The organism is Pseudomonas sp. 2hn, from assembly GCF_019646095.1.
Taxonomy (GTDB): domain Bacteria; phylum Pseudomonadota; class Gammaproteobacteria; order Pseudomonadales; family Pseudomonadaceae; genus Aquipseudomonas; species Aquipseudomonas peradeniyensis.
In genome coordinates, this window is record NZ_CP081016.1 from 4023891 (window position 1) to 4043467 (window position 19577).

Annotated in this window: 16 protein-coding genes; 2 read left to right on the forward strand and 14 right to left on the reverse strand. The window is 65.9% G+C overall.

Annotation, left to right across the window (positions count from 1 at the left end):
* Positions 1-4 precede the first annotated feature (4 nt).
* A complete protein-coding gene (locus tag K2O50_RS18095; protein ID WP_050705011.1) occupies positions 5-424 on the forward strand; it encodes a GNAT family N-acetyltransferase in 420 nt (139 codons plus the stop codon).
* A gap of 167 nt (positions 425-591) precedes the next feature.
* Here the strand turns inward: K2O50_RS18095 and K2O50_RS18100 are convergent, their stop codons facing one another.
* The 11 genes from K2O50_RS18100 to K2O50_RS18150 form a co-directional block, all read right to left on the reverse strand.
* Positions 592-804 (reverse strand): formate dehydrogenase subunit delta, encoded by a 213-nt coding sequence (locus tag K2O50_RS18100; RefSeq protein WP_050705010.1) that lies wholly within the window; start codon positions 802-804, stop codon positions 592-594.
* Positions 801-3677 carry a formate dehydrogenase subunit alpha gene (fdhF, locus tag K2O50_RS18105; RefSeq protein ID WP_050705009.1) on the reverse strand — a complete coding sequence of 959 codons (2877 nt, stop codon included), beginning with the start codon at positions 3675-3677 and terminating at the stop codon, positions 801-803. The genes K2O50_RS18100 and fdhF overlap by 4 nt, the downstream gene beginning before the upstream one ends.
* Entirely contained in the window at positions 3674-5218 is a 1545-nt protein-coding gene (locus K2O50_RS18110; protein WP_220689923.1) for an NADH-quinone oxidoreductase subunit NuoF, read from the reverse strand. Before K2O50_RS18110 ends, fdhF begins: the two co-directional genes overlap by 4 nt.
* Positions 5212-5697 carry a formate dehydrogenase subunit gamma gene (locus tag K2O50_RS18115; protein ID WP_050704886.1) on the reverse strand — a complete coding sequence of 162 codons (486 nt, stop codon included), beginning with the start codon at positions 5695-5697 and terminating at the stop codon, positions 5212-5214. The genes K2O50_RS18110 and K2O50_RS18115 overlap by 7 nt, the downstream gene beginning before the upstream one ends.
* 432 nt (positions 5698-6129) lie before the next feature.
* On the reverse strand, positions 6130-7287 hold the full coding sequence (locus tag K2O50_RS18120; protein ID WP_050704885.1) for a glutathionylspermidine synthase family protein: 1158 nt from the start codon (positions 7285-7287) through the stop codon (positions 6130-6132).
* 2 nt (positions 7288-7289) lie between these two features.
* Complete coding sequence (locus tag K2O50_RS18125; RefSeq protein WP_050704884.1) at positions 7290-8045, reverse strand: DUF1190 domain-containing protein; 756 nt, start codon at positions 8043-8045, stop codon at positions 7290-7292.
* Positions 8046-8070: 25 nt separating this feature from the next.
* Positions 8071-8496, reverse strand: coding sequence for a DUF350 domain-containing protein (locus K2O50_RS18130; protein WP_028692698.1), 426 nt, complete (start codon positions 8494-8496; stop codon positions 8071-8073).
* 12 nt (positions 8497-8508) lie between these two features.
* Positions 8509-9165, reverse strand: a complete 657-nt coding sequence (locus K2O50_RS18135) for a DUF2491 family protein (protein ID WP_050704883.1) — start codon at positions 9163-9165, stop codon at positions 8509-8511.
* Positions 9166-9533: 368 nt separating this feature from the next.
* Positions 9534-10235 (reverse strand): PspA/IM30 family protein, encoded by a 702-nt coding sequence (locus K2O50_RS18140; protein WP_028692700.1) that lies wholly within the window; start codon positions 10233-10235, stop codon positions 9534-9536.
* Between the two features lie 16 nt (positions 10236-10251).
* Positions 10252-10866, reverse strand: coding sequence for a YjfI family protein (locus K2O50_RS18145; RefSeq protein WP_050704882.1), 615 nt, complete (start codon positions 10864-10866; stop codon positions 10252-10254).
* Between the two features lie 76 nt (positions 10867-10942).
* Positions 10943-11878 carry a hypothetical protein gene (locus tag K2O50_RS18150; protein WP_256205973.1) on the reverse strand — a complete coding sequence of 312 codons (936 nt, stop codon included), beginning with the start codon at positions 11876-11878 and terminating at the stop codon, positions 10943-10945.
* Positions 11879-12238: 360 nt separating this feature from the next.
* Between K2O50_RS18150 and K2O50_RS18160 the strand changes: the two genes are divergently transcribed.
* The gene (locus K2O50_RS18160; protein ID WP_050704880.1) at positions 12239-15238 is read left to right on the forward strand and encodes an autotransporter outer membrane beta-barrel domain-containing protein; all 3000 of its coding nucleotides are present in this window, start codon (positions 12239-12241) and stop codon (positions 15236-15238) included.
* A gap of 52 nt (positions 15239-15290) precedes the next feature.
* Here the strand turns inward: K2O50_RS18160 and K2O50_RS18165 are convergent, their stop codons facing one another.
* From K2O50_RS18165 to K2O50_RS18175, 3 genes are all read right to left on the reverse strand, one after another.
* Complete coding sequence (locus K2O50_RS18165) at positions 15291-17702, reverse strand: TonB-dependent receptor (protein WP_050704879.1); 2412 nt, start codon at positions 17700-17702, stop codon at positions 15291-15293.
* 421 nt (positions 17703-18123) lie between these two features.
* Positions 18124-19044, reverse strand: a complete 921-nt coding sequence (locus K2O50_RS18170; protein ID WP_050704878.1) for a FecR domain-containing protein — start codon at positions 19042-19044, stop codon at positions 18124-18126.
* Entirely contained in the window at positions 19041-19556 is a 516-nt protein-coding gene (locus tag K2O50_RS18175; protein WP_050704877.1) for a sigma-70 family RNA polymerase sigma factor, read from the reverse strand. The genes K2O50_RS18170 and K2O50_RS18175 overlap by 4 nt, the downstream gene beginning before the upstream one ends.
* Between the last annotated feature and the right edge of the window lie 21 nt (positions 19557-19577).

The window sequence follows — 19577 nt, forward strand, 5'->3', positions numbered from 1 at the left end:
GGCCATGAACATTCGTCTTGCTGGACTACAGGATCTACCCGCCCTGATCGCCATCGACAGCGTCGTCCACCAGGACCCGCTGCGTGCCGAACAGATTGCCGACTGGCTCGGGCAGTACGCCTGCCTGGTGGCCGAGGTGCGAGGTTCGGTGGCTGCCTACGCGGTGATACACCAACACTTCTTCGGTTGCGCTTTCATCGAGATGCTGATGGTTAGCCAGGACCATCGACGCAGTGGGCTGGGGGCCGCGCTACTGGCCCGCATACAGGCCGATTACGCGGGGCAGAAGCTGTTCACCTCGACCAACCGCTCCAATGATCCAATGCGCCGCTTGCTGGAGCACCGGGGCTTTGTCGAGAGTGGCGTTGTCGAGCACCTCGACGAAGGGGACCCGGAGCAGGTCTATTTCTGGCGATGCGATTGAGCCAGAATTCTAGGGCCCTATCGCGCGCCCTGTAGGAGCGGCCTTGTGCCGCGAAGGGCTGCGTAGCGGCCCCAGGATTTCACTGCCGAACAAAGATCGCTGGGGCCGCTTTGCGGCCCTTTCGCGGCACAAGGCCGCTCCTACATGGGCAGGCGTGAATTGCGCAATCAAACCACCGGCTGAAGTGCCTCGCGCACCAACGCATCCAGCCCCTCGTCTCCCTTGGCCAGCAATCGTTCACCCAACTGCCGGCGCATGGCCGGCGTCCAGAAGCTCTGCAGATGCTGCCTCATCCCCTGCACCGCCTTGGCATGATCCGGCTCGCTGTCGAAATAATGGGCGATCTGGTTGGCCATCTTCACCAGGTTGTCACTGCTCATCGACGCACCTCCGCCGCTTCCGCTTGCCGCCGCTCCTTGAGCAACCTGCGCTGCTCGTCACTGAAGCGCTGGTAGCGTTTCTGCCACTCCGACGGCTGGAACACCTTCGCCACCTCCACCGCAGTGACCTTGTATTCCGGGCAGTTGGTGGCCCAGTCGGAGTTGTCGGTGGTGATCACGTTGGCGCCGGACTCGGGGAAGTGGAAGGTGGTATACACCACACCCGGCGCCACCCGGCCGCTGACCCTGGCGCGCAGCACGCTCTGCCCGGAGCGGCTGCCGATGCCCACCCAGTCACCGTCGCTGATACCCCGACTCTCGGCATCGCTGGGGTGGATCTCCAGGCGATCCTCGTCGTGCCAGGCGACGTTGTCGGTGCGCCGGGTCTGCGCGCCGACGTTGTACTGGCTGAGGATGCGCCCGGTGGTCAGCAGCAGCGGGTAGCGGCTGTTGACCTTCTCGTCGGTGGGCACATAGCCGGTGAGCATGAAGCGCCCCTTGCCGCGCACGAACTGGTCGATGTGCATGGTCGGCGTGCCGTCGGGCGCGGCGTCGTTGCAGGGCCATTGCAGGCTGCCGTGACGGTCGAGCTCGGCATAGCTGACCCGGCGGAAGGTCGGGGTCAAGCGGGCGATTTCGTCCATGATCTCGGAGGGATGGCGGTAGTGCATGGGGTAACCCAAGGCACCGGCCAAGGCCACGGTGGCCTCCCAGTCGGCCTTGCCGGCCAGCGGCTCCATCACCTTGCGCACCCTCGAGATGCGCCGCTCGGCGTTGGTGAAGGTGCCGTCCTTCTCCAGGAACGAGCTGCCCGGCAGGAACACATGGGCGAACTTGGCGGTCTCGTTGAGGAAGATGTCCTGCACCACCACGCACTCCATCGCCAGCAGCGCGGCGGTGACGTGCTGGGTGTTGGGATCGCTCTGGGCGATGTCCTCGCCCTGGCAGTACAGCGCCTTGAAACTGCCGTCCAGCGCGGCCTCGAACATGTTGGGGATGCGCAGGCCCGGATCGGGCTGCAAGGTCACGCCCCAGGCCTGCTCGAACTCGGCACGCACGCTTTCGTTGGAGATATGCCGGTAGCCGGGCAGCTCGTGGGGGAACGAGCCCATGTCGCACGAACCCTGCACGTTGTTCTGCCCGCGCAACGGGTTGACCCCCACCCCTTCGCGGCCGATGTTGCCGGTGGCCATGGCCAGGTTGGCGATGCCCATCACCGCAGTGCTGCCCTGACTGTGCTCGGTCACGCCCAGGCCGTAGTAGATCGCCGCGTTGCCGCCGGTGGCGTAAAGCCGGGCGGCGGCGCGGATCTGCTCGGGGGGCACGCCGCACACCGGGCCGAGCACTTCAGGGGCGTTGTCGGGCTGGGCGACGAAATCGCGCCAGCGGGCGAAGTCCTCGGGCTCGCAGCGGGCATCGACGAAGCGCTGGGCCAGCAGACCTTCGGTGACGATCACATGGGCCAGGGCGTTGAGCATGGCCACGTTGGTGCCCGGTCGCAGCTGCAGGTGCAGCTCGGCGCGGGCGTGGGGCGAATCGACCAGGTCGATGCGCCGCGGGTCGATGACGATCAACCGGGCACCCTGGCGCAGGCGACGCTTGAGCTGCGAGCCGAACACCGGGTGCGCGTCGGTGGGGTTGGCGCCGATCACCAGCACCACGTCGGCCTGCATCACCGAGTCGAAGCTCTGGGTACCGGCGGACTCGCCCAGGGTCTGCTTCAGGCCATAGCCGGTCGGCGAATGGCAGACTCGCGCACAGGTGTCGACGTTGTTGTTGCCGAAGGCCGTGCGCACCAGCTTCTGCACCAGGTACGCCTCTTCGTTGGTGCAGCGGCTGGAGGTGATGCCACCAATGGAATCGCGCCCGTACTTGAGCTGGATCCGCCGGAACTCGCTGGCGGCATAGGTGACCGCCTCGTCCCAGCTGACCTCCTGCCACGGGTCTTCCAGGTGCTTGCGGATCATCGGCTTGGTGATGCGGTCCGGGTGGGTCGCGTAGCCCCAGGCGAAACGCCCCTTGACGCAGGCATGGCCATGGTTGGCGCCGCCGTTCTTGTCCGGGACCATGCGCACCAGCTGCTCGCCCTTCATCTCGGCGCGGAACGAACAACCCACGCCGCAATAGGCGCAGGTGGTGATCACTGCCCGCTCGGGCTGGCCCAGCTGAACCAGGCTCTTCTCGCTCAGGGTGGCGGTCGGGCAGGCCTGCACGCAGGCGCCGCACGATACGCATTCGGAACTGAGGAAATCGTCGCCGCCGGCCGCCGCTACCCGCGAATCAAAGCCACGCCCGGTGATGGTCAGGGCGAAGGTGCCCTGGATCTCCTCGCAGGCACGCACACAGCGGTTGCAGACAATGCACTTGCTCGGCTCGTAGTCGAAGTACGGGTTGGACACGTCCTTCTGTTCGCTCAGGTGATTGGCACCGTCATAGCCGTAGCGGACCTCGCGCAGGCCAACCTGTCCGGCGACGCTCTGCAGCTCACAGTTGCCGTTGGCCGAGCAGGTCAGGCAGTCCAGCGGATGGTCGGAGATGTACAGCTCCATCACATTGCGCCGCAGGTCGGCCAGGCGCGGCGTCTGGGTTCGCACCACCATGCCCTCGCTGACCGGCGTGGTGCACGAGGCCGGGTAGCCGCGCATGCCGTCGATCTCGACCATGCACATACGGCACGAGCCGAAGGCCTCGAGGCTGTCGGTGGCGCACAGCTTGGGAATGCTGGTACCGAGCATGGCGGCGGCGCGCATCACCGAGGTGCCGCCGGGCACGCTGATCGATCGGCCATCGATGACCAGGCTGACCTGCACCTCGCTGACCCGTTCCGGGGTGCCCAGGTCGATGTCGTTGCGGGGATCGAAGTAGTTGATCATTGCGCGGCCTCCAGGCCGAAATCGGCGGGGAAGTGCTTGAGGGCGCTGACCACGGGGTACGGGGTCATCCCGCCCATGGCGCACAGCGAGCCGTACTGCATCGTGTCGCACAGGTCGCGCAGCAGGCCGGCCTGGCTGGCGCGGTAGGCCGGGTCGGTACTGGCGATCAATCGATCGACCACCTCCACGCCACGGGTCGAGCCGATCCGGCACGGAGTGCACTTGCCGCAGGACTCCTCGGCGCAGAACTGCAGGGCGAAGCGGGCCATGCCCGCCATGTTCAGGGTGTCGTCGGCCAGCACCACACCACCGTGGCCGAGCATCGCGCCCAGGGCGGCGAAGGCCTCGTAGTCCAGCGGGGTGTCGAACTGCGCGGGCGGCACCCAGGCGCCCAGCGGGCCGCCGACCTGCGCCGCCTTGATCGGCCGGCCACTGGCGGTGCCGCCGCCGTAGCCTTCCACCAGCTCGCGCAGGGTCAGGCCGAAGGCGCGCTCCACCAAGCCGCCATGGCGGACATTGCCGGCCAGCTGGAACGGCAAGGTGCCCGTCGAGCGGCCCATGCCGAAATCGCGGTAGAACGCCGCGCCCCTGGCCAGGATGATCGGCACCGAGGCCAAGGTGAGCACGTTGTGCACCAGCGTCGGCTGGCCGAACAGGCCTTCGAGCGCCGGCAGCGGCGGCTTGGCCCGGACGATGCCGCGCTTGCCCTCGAGGGATTCGAGCAACGCGGTTTCCTCCCCGCAGATGTACGCCCCCGCCCCCACCCGCACCTGCAGGTCGAAGGCCACGCCGTTGCCGGCGACATCCAGGTAACCGGCCTCGCGGGCCAGCAGGATGGCCTCGTTCAGGGCACGCACGGCATCCGGGTATTCCGAGCGCACATAGATGTAGCCCTTGTTCGCCCCCACGGCGAGGCCGGCGATGATCATGCCCTCGATCAGCAGGAACGGATCGCCCTCCATCAGCATGCGGTCGGCAAAGGTGCCGGAGTCGCCTTCGTCGGCGTTGCACACCACGTACTTCTGCCCGGCCGGCGCCTGGCGCACGGTGCGCCACTTGATGCCCGCCGGAAACGCCGCGCCGCCCCTGCCCCGCAGCCCGGAGTCGAGCACCGCGGCGACCACCTCGTCGCCGTCCAGCAACGTGGCCTGGCGCAGGCCTTCGAAACCGCCGTTGGCGTGATAGTCGTCCAGCGACAGCGGCCGGGTGATGCCGGCGCGGGCGAACAACAGGCGTTGCTGCGTCTTCAGGTAGGGAATCGCTTCCACCGGCCCCAGCGCCAGGGCATGGCTGCCGGGGTCGCCCGCCAGGGCGTCGAGCAGCCCGGGCACATCCTCGGGGGTGACCGGCCCGAAGCCCAGGCGGCCCTGGGCGGTGTCCAGCTCCACCAGCGGCTCCAGCCAGTACAGGCCACGGGAACTGGTGCGTTTGATATGCAGCGGCAGGCGCCGCTGCGCGGCTTCGCGGGTCAATGCCTCGGCCACCTGGTCGGCGCCGACGGCGCAGGCCAGCGAATCGCAGGGGATGCACAGGCTCAGCATGCTTTCACCTCCTCGCGGCAAGCGTCCACCAGCGCTCGCAGGCGTTCGGGGGTGACGCGGGCGTAGAGCCGGCCATCGAGCTCCAGGGCCGGCGAGCAGGCGCAGGCGCCCAGGCAATACACCGGGCGCAGGTCGAGCGCGCCATCCTCGGTGCGGCCGTGATCCTCCAGCCCGAGCTGCTCGCGCAACTGCGCGGCCAGCGCCTCGGCGCCACGGCTCTGGCAAGACTCGGCGCGGCACAGGCGCAGGGTATGGCGGGCCGCTGGCGTGGTGCGAAAGTCGTGGTAGAAGCTGATCACCCCGCGCACCTCGGCCTGGCTGAGGTTGAGGGCATGGGCGATCTCGGCGACGGCGCTGTCGGGAATGTAGCCGGCGCCGGCCTGGATGGCGTGGAGGATCGGCAACAGGGCGCCGGGGGTATCCTGCTCACGGGCCAGGACGCGTTGGATCAACGGCAGGTGGTTCAAGTCATCAGGCATACAGCAGACCTCGGCATCCCGGGGCGGCCCGTTGGCGGGCGGCGGTCCGGCGGTGTTCAGCTGCGGTGCGCGGGCCAGGTCACGGTGGCGGCAGGCCGGGCACCCTCCTTGTCCGTGGCCGGGCGTCTTGCTGCGCTCGGTCCACGGGCATCCTCAGAGCATGGCAGTTATTGCGCGAGGGGGTTGTGCGCGGGCGACCCGGCGCGTCCTGAAACCGACCACCGGAGGGGGCAAACTGGGCCACGAGCTGGCCGCCCCTTTGGAACAACACGTAACCCATTGATTTAGCTTGACCCTGTGGGAGCGGGTTTACCCGCGAAGAATCCAGCGCGGTGTATGGCACCGGCTCCGCCGGTGTTCGCGGGTAAACCCGCTCCCACAGGGTGCGTGCTGGCTGCGCAATCATCGTTCCCTGCGCGACAGCGCAGGCGATCAGTCCACCACTACATGAGGCAGGAAGCGCGAGCTGTCCTTGGTGATCAGCGTGTCGTCTTCCCGAATGCCGATCCCCGAGGCCAGGTCACCGATCACCCAGGAGCCGATCAGGGTGTAGCTGTCGCCGAACTTCGGCAACGGCGCAAAGCCCTGGAGGATGTAAGGCGCATCGTCGTAGGGCCCGTCCTCGAACACCCGCTGGTCGTCGACGGTGCGGATATCCACGTTGGCCCCCTCGCGGGAGAAGTACGGTTTGCGCACCCAGCCCTTGGGTACCGGGCGTTGCGGGTCTTCGTCGAGGAGCGCCGGCAGCAGGTTCGGGTGCCCTTCGTGCCATTCCCACAGCAGCGGCAGGATGCCCTTGTTGGAGATCAGCGCCTTCCACGCCGGTTCCACGAACTGGGTATCGCAACCGGCGATGGCCTGGCCGAAGTCTTCGTGGAAGATATGCTCCCAGGCGTGCAGCTTGAACAGGCGTGGAATCGGCCGGCCTTCGAGGTCGACGAAACGCCCTTCGCCATTCAGGCCGATGTCCTCCACATCGATATGCCGGGTGCTGATACCTACGTGCCCGGCCATCTTGCGCAGAAAATCCGTGGTGCCACGGTCCTCGACCGAGCCGGCGATGGCCGAGAAGTAGAACGGGCTTTCGCGCTCGAAGGTGCCGAAGGCTTGCACCAAGTCCTCGGCCAGGGTGTTGAACTGGCTGGCATGGGCCGGCAGCACGCCGCGCTCGATCTGCTGCTCCAGCCAGATCAGCTGGAACGCCGCCGCCTCGTACAGCGAGGTCGGCGTGTCGTAGTTGGCCTCGATCAGCTTGGCCGGGCCGTGGCCGTCGTAACTGAAGTCGAAGCGCCCGTAGAGGTGTGGATGCCCCTCTTTCCACGAACGGCGCACCAGGTCGAAGAACGCCGGCGGGATCGCCAGGCGGGTCATCAATGCCTCGCTGTCGACGATGCGCTCGACCGCATCCAGGCACATGGCGTGCAGTTCCTGCGTGGGCGCCTCCAGGTCACGGCTGACCTGGGCCTCGCTGAACTGGTAGTAGCCGCGCTCGTCCCAGTAGCGCTCACCGTCGATGGTGTGGAAGGAAAAACCTTCGCGTTCGGCGGTGGCGCGCCAGTCCGGGCGTTCGTCGATGCTGATCTTGCGCATGCTCAACCGCCGAAGCTGAAGCCGCCGCTGCTCTTGCCGCCCCAGCCGCTGCGCGCAGTGGCCTGGCTGCCGAAGCCGCCGCGGGAGATCGACGAGGACACACTGGAGCGGGTCGAGGTTTTGGACCTGTAGCTGCTACCACCGCCGGAGTTGCCGGAGTAGTAGCTGCTGTAGCTGCCGCCACTCTGCTGGGCCTGGTCGGAGCGCTCGAAGCGCTTGCCCTGGTCGATCTGCTGGCCGAGTGTGGTGGTGCGGTAGTCGCCGCGGCTGTCGCGGTACTGGTACACCGGCTGCGAATAATACTGGCGGCTCCCGCCACTCATCATCTGGCCCAGCAACAGGCCGGTGAGCAGGCCGTTGAAGTTGCTGCCACCGCTGACGGCCTGGCCGCTGTTCTCGACCTGGGCGCGGGCCGCGTCAACCTGCGACTGGCTTACTTCACCCGACACCGCCAACTCGAAGCCACCCAGGCGCGGCATGTAGCGGCCGTCGCTGGTGACCTGGCAGTAATCGGGCACGAAATCGGCCTCGCAGGCTGCCTTGTCGCCATAGGTCGGGGCGACTCGACGGTGATCGGCCAGCGCCTCCATGTAGGCGTCGGAACACACATCCACCGGCATCTTGTCATCGACGCAGGCCTGGACGGTGGTGTAGTTGCTGCGCTTGCTGACCGTGTAGGTCTCCTCGGGCGCGCTGCACGCGGTAAGCGCCAGCGGCAGGGAGCTGGCCAGCACCAGCTTGACGGAACTTCGTCTCATGTAGGGCTCCTTGCGCGCAAACGGCTCAGACCGACGGGGTCATGCAGGCCGAGTTGAGGAAGCCCACGCTGATCGCCACGGCGGCGGCGTAGATCGCGGCGGCCATCTCGCCCTTGGCGATCCGGCTGGCCAGGCCCTTGAGCACCAGGCTGGTGATGCCGAAGGCGAGCAACTGCACCACCGCGGCGATCACCACCCAGACCACGAAATCGAGCAGGCTGACGCTGTAGGCGATGATGTTGCTGGCCGGCAGCGAGAAGCCGATCAGCGCGCCGCCCAGGGCGATGGCCGCGGCGCTGTTGTTGTCGCGGATCAGGGCGAACTCGCGGTGCGGGGTGAGGTGCGTGTAGATGAACTGGAACACCCAGAACAGCACCAGCGCCACGCTGATGTAGAGGATGAAGCCGATCACTGCCTGGGCATTGAGCGACATGCGAAGAGCGTCGAGCATGGTGAATCCTTGTCAGATGACGTTGAAGTCCGTTGATTGCAGGGTGACACCCACCGAAGTGGTCAGGCTGACATTGCCTTCTTCGTCCTCCTCCACCGACAGCAGGAGGAACTCGCGGCGATCGGTCAGGCCGGTCTCGCGGGCATACAGCATGGACAGGTGCTGGATGCGGTAGCTGGTCTCGGGGCTGGTGACCCGCTCGCTGATCGGCGTCAGCTCGGTCTGCCCTTCTTCGCTGCCCCACTGGCGGACGAACTCGTAGCCTTCGTGCTCGTAGTACGGCAGGCCGATGGTCGACTCAGGGCCCACCAGGCGCTTGAGTTCGGCGTCACTGTTGATCGGCAGCACACTGTAGTAGCCGAACAGGATGATATCGCGCACGTCCTCGGCGGAAGTGCCGCTCATCACCACCTGCAGCCAGTAGTCTTCGTCTTCCATGTAGAAGCGCGCCAGGCGCACCGACTGGCCGAGGTCGACCTCGCCGACGGCCCAGACCACTTCCTGCTCGGGGACTTCCAGCTCGGAGTGGCCGTCGAGCAGCAGCTTGAGCGAGGGGTCGAGCTTGAGCATGCGCCCGCTGCCCAGGCCGAACGGCAGGTTGCCTTGGGCCTGGCTGCCGGCGGCAGGTTTGGGGGCTTCGAAGCCCATGAAGCGTTTCAACCAACCCACGGGGCATTTCCTTGAGAGGGTGACGGAACCGGAGCCAATCCAGGTGCTGAAGCGAACAGGCAGGGCCTGCGGGGAGAAGGCGACATTGAAGATCCCTTGGGTCGCGGCAGTCCTTTGGCGGGGGCGACACGATACTGCTTTTCGTGCGCGCCGCCAACGGGTCTGGGGCAAGGTTTTGCGCCAGCCGGACCGGCCTCATCGCGGGGCAAGCCCGCTCCCACAAAGCCGCTGCAGATTTTACCGTTGGGAGCCTGCTCCCACAAAGCCGGTGCAGATTTTACCCTTGGGAGCCTGCTCCCACAAAGCCGCTGCAGATTTTACCCGTGGGAGCGGGCTTGCCCCGCGATGGGGCCGGCCCACTCAGCGGATCACTCCGCCGGCTTCGCCGCCTTGGCCTTCAAGCGCGCCAGCACATCATCGGCGCCGCTGTTGCTGGCGCCGATCCCGGCCGCCTTCAGGCGTGCCTCCAGGTCGCTGCCATCGGCCTTGCCGGCCAGCTCCGCCGCCGCTTCCAGCTCGGCCGCGCGCTCGCTTTGGCGCTTCTTGATGCGGTCCAGCGAGCCGACCGCCGTCTCCAGGCTGCCATTGGCGCCGCCGGTGGCCGACGCCGCGCTCACCTGGGCGCGCTGCACGCTCTCGCGGGCCTTGACCAGGTCCACCTGCTGCTTGAGGCCCTTGATCTGCGCCTCGGTCTTGCTCACGGTGGCGGTCAGGGTCGCCACCGACGCGCCGAACTGGTCGGCCAGCGCCTGCTCGGAATCGCGCTGGTTGGTCAGGTCGGCGATGCGCGCCGCGCACTCGTGGGCCAGCCCTTCCTCGCCCTTGTCCAGGGCGGCGATGGCCTTCTGTTCCCAGTCGCCGATGGTCTTGTCGAACTCGGTGATGCGCTGCTGCGCGGTCTTGTGCTTGGCCATGATCTTGACCAGCTGGTTGCGTGCATCGATCAGGTTGTTGTCCGCGTCGCGGATCTCCTGGTCGAGGATGCGCAGGGCCTGGGAGTCGACGATCGCCTCACCGACTTCCGAAGCGCCGCCACGCAGGGCGGTGACGATCTTTTTCAACAGGCTCATGGGGCAATCTCCGGAATCAGTGGGTGAAGTAGTCTTCGAAGTCTTCGGCGGCGGTGATGACGTTGTCGGCCAGGGTGTGGATCTCCTGGACGATGTTGTCCAGTGACGAGGCCGCGCTCAGGGCGCCGAACATGGTGTACACCGACTCGCCCGAGGGCAGCCTGTGCAGGCCGATGGACGACAGCGGGAACACGTCGCGGGTGCGCAGCACCGCATCGTTGAAGGCTGCCGCGTCCTTCACCTGGCTGGCTTCAACCAGCAGCGTGTCGACCAGGATCTGCTCGCCGGCCACGGCGATGTACAGCGGCAGCCCGTCCAGCTCGTGCATTGTCAGCTTCAGGCTGGGTTCGGCGCCCTGTTGCAGGGACAGGCCGATCGCGCCGCCGCGTACATCCTCGAGACCCTGGAGGGCGCCGTGCAGCGATTCGATCGTCCAATGGTTGTGCTCGGTCATGAAATCCTCCGTTCTGACCTGTTTGCCCGCGAGGGGCTGACGTAAAGCCTTCTCGATACCGCGCAAGGCGGCGGCATGCTCTGGCAGGATCCACAACTCACGCTTGACCAGGCCCGCGGCCTTGAGGCGGGCGCGCATGTCGCGCATGTAGTCGGTGGAGCTTTTCTTGCCTGCCATCGAGGGGTGTCCTTGTCTCACATGTGAGGTACGTTACGCCTGGATTGTGACGTTCGCAAGTCTCACATGTGAGCCCCTACCCCGCCACCCGCACCAACCGCTGTAACACCTCGATCACCTGCGGATCGCGCACTTCGAGCACATCCATTTGAATCCGCGCAATCACCGCCTTGAGCAGCTCGGTCTGGCTCATCCGGGTCTGCTGCAGCAGTGCCAGAAAGTCCTCGGCCATGTGCGTGTTGACCTTCATCGACAGGCGCCGGGTAGCCCCCGATGCCTGCAACCCACGCTGACGCTGCTGCGCCTCCAGGGCCGTCACGAAGGCCTCGTGGCCAGGCTGCAAACCCATGCCCTGGCGCGCCTGCACCAGCCACTGGAAGTAATGGGCCAGGAACAGCTTGCGCAGGTGCGCCCCCGCCTCACTGCATACGGCCTGCATCGCCGCATCCAGCACATCAAGATAGACCGCCGGCAGCCGCGCCTCGATGGACTTGAGCTGCTGCTTGCGTGCCTCGCGAATCGCCGGGGTGGACTGCGGCGGGATGGCCACCACCGTGTCGCAGCCATCGCAAACGCCCACCAGGATATCCCGCGCAATGCCCTGGCCATCGCTGAAGGGCACGTCACGCCGGGTGTAATGCATGCCGACCAGCGCCTGGCAGCGCTCGCACAGGGCTTGGCCGGTGTCGCCTTCAAACAGGATCTTCATGGTCGGATTACTCATTGGTGAACGCTGATGAACCACGTCTGCGGTTCGATGAAATAGAACTTGATGTACCCAGCCCCGACGCTTGAGCACATGGACCTCGATGGCCGGCACGACATGATGCGGACGGCTGCTGTAGTGGCTACCGTCGCAGGAATGGATGATGTCGATGACTTCACCTGCGCCGACCTCCCCAATGGCCAGCAGGTTCTTGACCTCGATATCGCCCCTTGAAACGTGCAGATAGTTGCCGGACTCGAGTGCGGCGACTACTGCGCTCCTGACGGCCCTGAAACCCTTTGGCATGATCCTTCCTCGCCAATACGAAAATATTCGTACAAAACCCTGAATGAATCCACCTTCAGGTCGATTCACCCGACCAGCGGCGCATCAGCCATGTCGAGATGCGGATGACACGTGCGGATGAACTATGGCTTGACGGGATTAGCTGCGTTAGACGTGTGTGTAACAGGTGCTTTCGAGGATTAGCTGGATGTTTCATCAAGGCTGGGCGGTCAGCAATATCACCTTCGCCGCGGGTCCTATCGCCCCCGCCTCACTCACCAGAGAATTATTTCGATTTTTTATAAAAGAGCGGCTTGCAATAGCAAATCGCCAGCAGGAATATCGGATCCGAATCTGGCAAACATGGACCGTTTACTTCAAATGCACCGTTCCCGTAAAAACCGTCTTGCCCTGCAGATTGCCCTTGTCGTCTCCAGTGGCACTTCACTGCACGCCCAAGGGGCGGAGTATTTCATCGACACCGCCACCTATTTCACCCAGGAGCTAGGCAGTACCGACAGGCTGAATGTCGGCAGCGCCGGCAGCGTCATCGTCACCACCGGACCGGCGGTGACATTGAACAACCGCAACTACGTCCCTTCGGTTTGGGTCGACAACGCGGGCACGATCACCTCCACCGTCGCCCGGGCTATCGACACCCTCGACCTGCCTGACACCGGGGGGCACTACCATATCAACAACCACGCCGGCGGACTGATCCAGGGTAACGGCGATGCCATCCGCATCAACAACACCACCTCCTACGGCTCCCTGGATATCGTCAACAGCGGCACTATCAGCTCCGCCTTCGGCCAGGGCATCAACCTTGATGCAATGGTCGGCAGCAGCTACTACACCACCTACGTCACCAATGCACGCGGCGGCGTGATTCGTGCCTATGCCGCCGACGGCATGACCACAGGCTCGAATGCCAGGATCGACAACTTCGGCGAGATCTCCAGCGATGGCTTCGACGGCGTCAACCTGCGCGCCGCAACCGGTACCTATGTCACCAACCATGGACAGATCGATGGCGGTCGGCATGGCGTCAACGCTGATGCAAATGGAACGCTCAGCACCTTCGGCACGGTCATTGGCCGCAACGACGCCGGGTTCAATTCGTCTGGCGACAGCAACGTCTTCAACTATGGTGGCCTGATCGTCGGTGGCGCCAATGGCGCGCAGGCCTACGGTGACGGGGATGGCGTGCGTATCGCCGGCATCGGCGAGGTCTCCAACAGCGGCACGATTCGCGGCGAAGGTGCCGCTGGCCTTGATCGCAACGGCCTCGCGAACACCAGCGAGGGCGTCGTTCTGGGTGGCGGCCGGCTGGTCAACGGCCCGGACGCCCTGATCGTCGGCGCTGACAACGGCGTGACGATCGGCAGCGCGCGCAACCGCGATGGCGCGGCGCTGGGCGGCACCTGGGTGAGCAACGTCGGCACCATCCAGGGACTGAACGGCCATGGCGTCAAGTTCGTCGGCGCGTTCGACGACAGGCTTGTCAACGATGGCCTGATAAGGGGCAACAACGGCCTGGCGCTGGACCTGGGCGGCGGCAACGACCTCCTCCAGGTCTCCACGCGGGGCCGCTTCGAAGGCCTCGTCGACGGGGGCGGCGGCCATGACACCGTGGAGCTGGGGCGCAAATACGACTGGTCAGGCAGCGGCAGCTTCGGCAACAGCCGCAATTTCGAGTCCCTGCAGGTCCTGGGCGGAACCTGGACCGTCACCAGCCAGGGCGACTTCAGCGACACCAGCCGGGTGTTCGACTACGCGCACCTGGTCAACCAGGGCGCCCTCAGCGGCACCGTGGATGTCGATCAACTGGGCACCTATGCCGGCGGCGGCTCGGTCGGCCATCTCAATGTCAATGGCACGCTGTACAGCAAACCCGAAGGCGCCACCCGGGTCATCGGCAACCTGACCCTGGGCAACCAGGCTACCGTCGACATCGGCGTCAACCCGGAGGGCAGCAGCGGCACGCTGCGGGTGGGCGGCACCGCCTACCTCAATGACGCCAGCCTGCGTATCACCCCCAATTTCGGTGATACGCCATGGCCATGGCACAGCCACTACACCTTGCTCGAAGCCGGCCAGGTCGTCGGCCGTTTCGCTCAGGTTCAGGATACTTACTATGCGTTCCTGACTCCGGAGCTAAGCTACACCGACACCCGCGTGAACATGACCTTGACGCGCAACGACGTGGAGATGACCGAGTACGCCACCACGCCTAACAGCCAGCGGCTGGCCGAGAGCATCCGACCGAACTACAACTGGTGGGAGAGCGATCCCAACACTCCGGTTTACGGCGCCCTGCTCTACGCCAGCCCCGCCACGGCCAGTTCGGCCCTGGAGCAACTGGCCGGCAGCGGCAACGCCAACCTCGGTGCCGCGATTCTCGGCAGCAGCGCCCAGGTCGGCACGAGCATGCTCGCGGCCATGTACCAGATGGGCAGTGGCGCCGGCCTGGCCCTGGCGCTCGACCCGGTGCAGGCCCCGAGCGTCGCCGCCACCGGCGTGCCCAGCGAGCTGCGCAACCTCAACGACCCGCACGCCCGTGGCCGGGTGTGGCTGCAGGGCATCGGCGGCTACGGCAAACTGGATGGCGCCCACGGCAGCGCCGGCCTGGAGCAACGCACCCAGGGCACCCTGCTCGGCGTCGACTGGGCGCTGGACGACACCTGGCGCCTGGGCGTGCTGGGCGGCTATTCGAAAACCCGCCTGGACAGCGGTGCCGACGAGGGCACCCTGGACAGCTGGCACGCCGGCCTCTATGCCTTGCGCCAAAGCGGTCCGCTGGCCCTGCGCCTGGGCGCCGCCTACAGCCGGCACGACGGCGACAGCAAGCGGCGCATCGAATTCGAGCGCTTCAGCGAGCGCCCCAAGGGCGACTACGACGCCGACAGCCAGCAGGCCTTCGTCGAGCTGGGTTACAACCTCGGCAGCGGCCGCCTGAATGTCGAGCCCTTCGCCAACCTCGGCTACCAGCGCTATCACCGCGACAGCTATCGGGAGAAAGGCGGCATCGCCGCGCTGGACGTCGACGGGCAGAGCCAGGACAACTTCAGCAGCACCTTCGGCGTACGCCTGGCACACTTGAGCCAACTGGACAACGGCATCAGCCTGACGCCACGGGCCAGCCTCGGCTGGCGGCATGTGTATGGCGGCGTGGACAGTGAGGTGCGCCAGGCCTTCGTTTCCGGCGGCAGCGCCTTCAGCGTCGAAGGCACCGCGCTGGATCGTGACAGCCTGATGCTCGAGGCCGGGGTGGGGATTGGCCTGTCGGCACGGCACAGCCTGAACCTGGGGTACAGCGGCGAACTGGGCAGCGATAGCCGCAACCAGGCGCTGACGGCGCAGTGGCAGATGATGTTCTGACGGTAGCGGTCGATGGCCCCACACAGGGGCCATCAGCCACGCCTCATCTGTATCAGAACGCGTAGACCAACGTCGCCGTGGCGCTACGCGGGGTGCCATACCAACCACGCGCGCCGATCGCCGAGTAGTACTTCTCGTCCAGCACGTTGTTGAGGTTCAACGAGACGCTGGTCTGCGGCGTGATCGCGTACTGCGCCATCAGGTCGACCACGCTGTAGGCGTCCTGGGTGAACGTCTCGCCATGGGGCCCCGCTTTCTTCTTGTACTCCATGCCCTGCCAGCGCACGCCGCCGCCGACTTTCAGCTGCGGCAGGGACTGCAGTTGGTAGCTGGTGAAGAGCTTGAAGGTATCGCGGGGTACTTCGGTGAGCAGGCGCTTGCCTTCGGCGTCCTCGGCCTGGGCATAGGTGTAGCTGGCAGAAACTTGCCAGTCGGGCAGGATCTGCCCGGCCGCCTCCATCTCGAAACCACGGGTCTTGGTGCCGGACTCGGCGCGGTAGGCCTGGTTGCCGTCCGGTGCCAGCTTGTCGCCGTCGGCAACAGCCAGGTTGTCCTGCTGCACTTCGAAGACACTGAAGGCGGTGGTCAGGCGCTTGTCCCAGAACTCGCTCTTGATGCCCAGCTCGTAGTTCACGCCCTCCAGCGGTTCGATATAGCCACCATTGGCATCCTGCCGGCTCTGCGGTTTGAAGATGGCGGTATAGCTGGCGTAGGCCGACCAGTTCTCGGCGAAGTCGTAGACCAGCCCCACATAGGGCGTGACCACCCCGGTCTCGCTGCGCGAGGTGCGCGTGGTGGCGCCGGTGGCCAGGGTGGTATGGCTTTCGTCGCGTTTCCAGTCGATCAGCCGCGCACCAGTAATCAGCGCCAGTTCATCGGTCAGGCTCCAGCGTACCGAGGCCACCAGGCCGTCCTGGGTTTCATCCAGCGCATCCTCCGTGGACTTGGTGTGGATGGCCGCCGGGATTGCCAGCGAACCGTCCCAGGTGTGGATATTGTCGATGGTCTGGAACGACCACAGCGGGTAACCGTTGTTACGGTAGTAGGCGCGATAGTGGCTGGCTCCCAGGTACCCCTGATGCTCACGGGAAAACAGCTCGAACGGACCGGACGCCGACAGGTCGAACGACGTCTGCCGCGGGTCCCCTGCCCAACGCCCCGTCCAGGTGCTGATGCCGCTGCCGTCGGGCTTGACGGTGCCGCTGGCGGCGGTGGCAAAGGCGTCATCATAGCTGCGCCGACTGTGCTCGGCGTTCAGCTTCAGTTGCCAGCCGTTGTCCAGCTGGTGCTCCAGGGTGGTGAACAGGGTTTTCGCGCTGCGCTTGTGGTAGCTCCAGTCGGACGCCGAGTTGAACGAGCGCGACGGCTTGAAGTGGCTGCCATCGGCGTTGTACATCGGAAAACCGTGGTTGCCCGCGCCGTCGTTGTCCATCTCCTGGTATTCCGCGCCCACGGTCAGCAGGGTGCTGTCGGTGACGTCCCATTCCACCACGCCGTAGGCCACCTGCCGGTCCAGCGACTGGCGGTCGACATTGCTCTTGCTGTCGGTGGTCGAGGCCACGAAACGCCCACGCACATGGCCGCTTTCCGACAGCTTGCCGGACACATCCAGCTCGGTGCGGTAGTTGTCCCAGGAGCCGGCCTTGAGGGTCAGTTTGCGTTGGGTCTCGACGGTCGGCTTCTTGCGAATCAGGTTGACCGTGGCGCCGGGATCGCCGGTGCCCGACATCAGGCCGGTGGCCCCGCGCACCACTTCCACCCGGTCATACGACACCATGTCGGCCAGGTCGTCACGGAACCCGTAGCTATCCGGGCGGTTGACGCCATCGACCTGGATGCTGCCGACCTGGAAACCCCGCACGTAGATATGGTTGGCGTCGCTACCGGCCGGCCCCATGCTGTCGACGACCACACCCGGCGTCTGCTCGAGCACCTGGGTCACGTCCGTGAGGTTCTGGTCTTCGATCTGCTGGCGGGTCACCACGCTGACGGACTGCGGCGTCTCTCGCGCTGACAGGCGCAGGCCGGTCGCGGTGCTGGCGGAACCCGTGGTGTAGCTGCCGGTGCCTTCGGTGGTGCTGCCCAGGCCCAGGGCATCGACACTGGTCGCGCCAAGTTCGACGGCGCCGTCGTTCTGCACCTTGCTCAGCACATAGCGCTTTTCGCCCACCTGCTGCACCCGCAACCCGGAGCCCTGCAGCAGCGTCGCAAACCCTTGCTCCAGCTCGAAGCTGCCCTGCAGCCCCGATGAATGCAGCCCGCTGGTTTCGTCGTTGCTGAAACTGATGGTCACGCCGCTGGCGGCGGCGAACTGGCTGATCGCAGCGGCCAGGCTGCCGGCCGGGATATCGTAGCGCTGCGGGGCGGCCCAAGCGGTCGAGGTCGCCAGTGCGCCAGCGCAAAGGCTCAATGCGAGGGTCGCCTGGCGGATACTGCAGGCTAGCGAGGTACGGCGTGCGGACATGAAAAGGGGTTCCTGTACTGGTTGGCATGGGCACGCTTGAAGCGCGCGCCCTGAAGAGCCGAAGCAGCACGAAAAATCTGCTACCCCAAATGCGAAAAATTCTCGAATGTTGAGAGAGGATGAGCAATCACCCAGACTTTCAACCTGTGTTGTCGCACAGGATTCGAGGCGTGGAAGGATGAGAGATCGCCCAGCCCTTTGGGGCTGGGCTGTCGCGCAGGGAACTGTTATCTCTGTGGGAGCGGGTTTACCCGCGAACACCGGCGGAGCCGGTGCCAGGCACCGTGCTGGATTCTTCGCGGCTAAAGCCGCTCCCACAGGGTCTAGCTAAATCAATGGGTTACGTGTTGTTCCATAGGAGGCAAGCCCGCTCCCACGAATAGGTTGTCGGGTGGATGGGTTGCAATAGCCTGAAATCGCCCTACCCCATACCCCATGGCTCCAGCCGCACCCAATAGCGCGTCACCCGCCTTGCCCGAACCGGCAACGCGTCTTCCAGACTGGCCAACGCGACATCGGTATCATCAAGATTGAACGCCCCCGACAGCCGCAACCCGGCAACCTCCTGCGCACACCCCAGATACCCAGGCCGATAGCGCCCCAACTCACGAACCACATCGCCCAGGCGCCAATCAACGCTGACCAGCATGCCCTGCGCCCAGGCCTGGGTACCGGGCGCCAAGGGACGCAACGGCCCGATGCTATCGGCAGCGAAGCTCAGCCCATACCCGGCATCGATACGCACCACTTGCGACGTTTGCCCTGGCCGCACTTCCACGGCATGGGCAGCCACCGCCACGTGGCTCGTACCCGCGTCCTGACGCACGCTGAAGCGGGTCCCGAGGGCAAGGATCACGCCCTCAGCGGTGCGCACACTGAGCGGGCGCGGGTCCTTGGCGGTCTCCACCAGGATCTCGCCCTGGCGCAGGTGGATCAGCCGCTGGCCAGCGTCGAAGCGGATATCGACGCGGCTGTTGGTATTGAGGTCCAGGCGCGTGCCATCGGCCAAGGTCACTCGGCGCCGCTCGCCGGTCCGGGTCGAGTAATCGGTGCTCCACGGCGAAATCCGATAGCCCTGCCAACCCACCACACCGGCACCGAGCAACAGCACCAGTGCCTTCACGGCATGGCGCCGATCCCGTCGGGCGATTTCCAGGGTCTGCGCGGCGCCGCCGGGGGCATTGCCCAGGCGGCCTTGCAGCTCCTCCAGCCGCGCCCAGGCGGCGGCATGGCGAGGGTCGGCGGCGCGCCAGGCTTGCCAGGAGGCGCGGGTGGCGGCGTCGACGTTGCTGTCGTGCAAGCGCACGTACCAGTCCACGGCCTCGGCAAGAATGGCCTTCATGCCCCCTCGACCAGCAGGCAATGCATCAGCCCGCGAGCGAGGTGCTTGCGCACGGTGCTCACCGAAACGCCGAGGCGTTCGGCGGCCTTTTCGTAGCTCAATCCGTCCAGCTGCACGGCAAGGAAGATCGCCCGGGTGCGCGGGCCGAGGCCGTCGAGCATCCGGTCGATGGCCATCAGGGTATCGAGGATGGCGGCGTGGGTTTCGGCGGAAGGTGCGTAGTTCTCCGGCTGCAGCGCCAGGGCTTCGAGATAGGCGGTTTCCAGGCTGCGGCGGCGATAGAGGTCGATGACCAGGCCCCGGGCGATGGTGGCCAGGTAGTGACGGGGCTGGTTGAGGGTGCCGGCAGTGCGCGCCAGCAGCACGCGGATGAAGGTATCCTGGGCCAGGTCGGCGGCATCGGCGGAGCTGTTCAGGCGTTGGCGCAGCCAGCCGTGAAGCCAGGTGCTGTGCTCGCGGTAGAGCGTTTCCAGGCCGCAGTGGACAGTGCCGGCGGGAACAACGGTGGACATCACGCCCTCCCCCAAAAGATT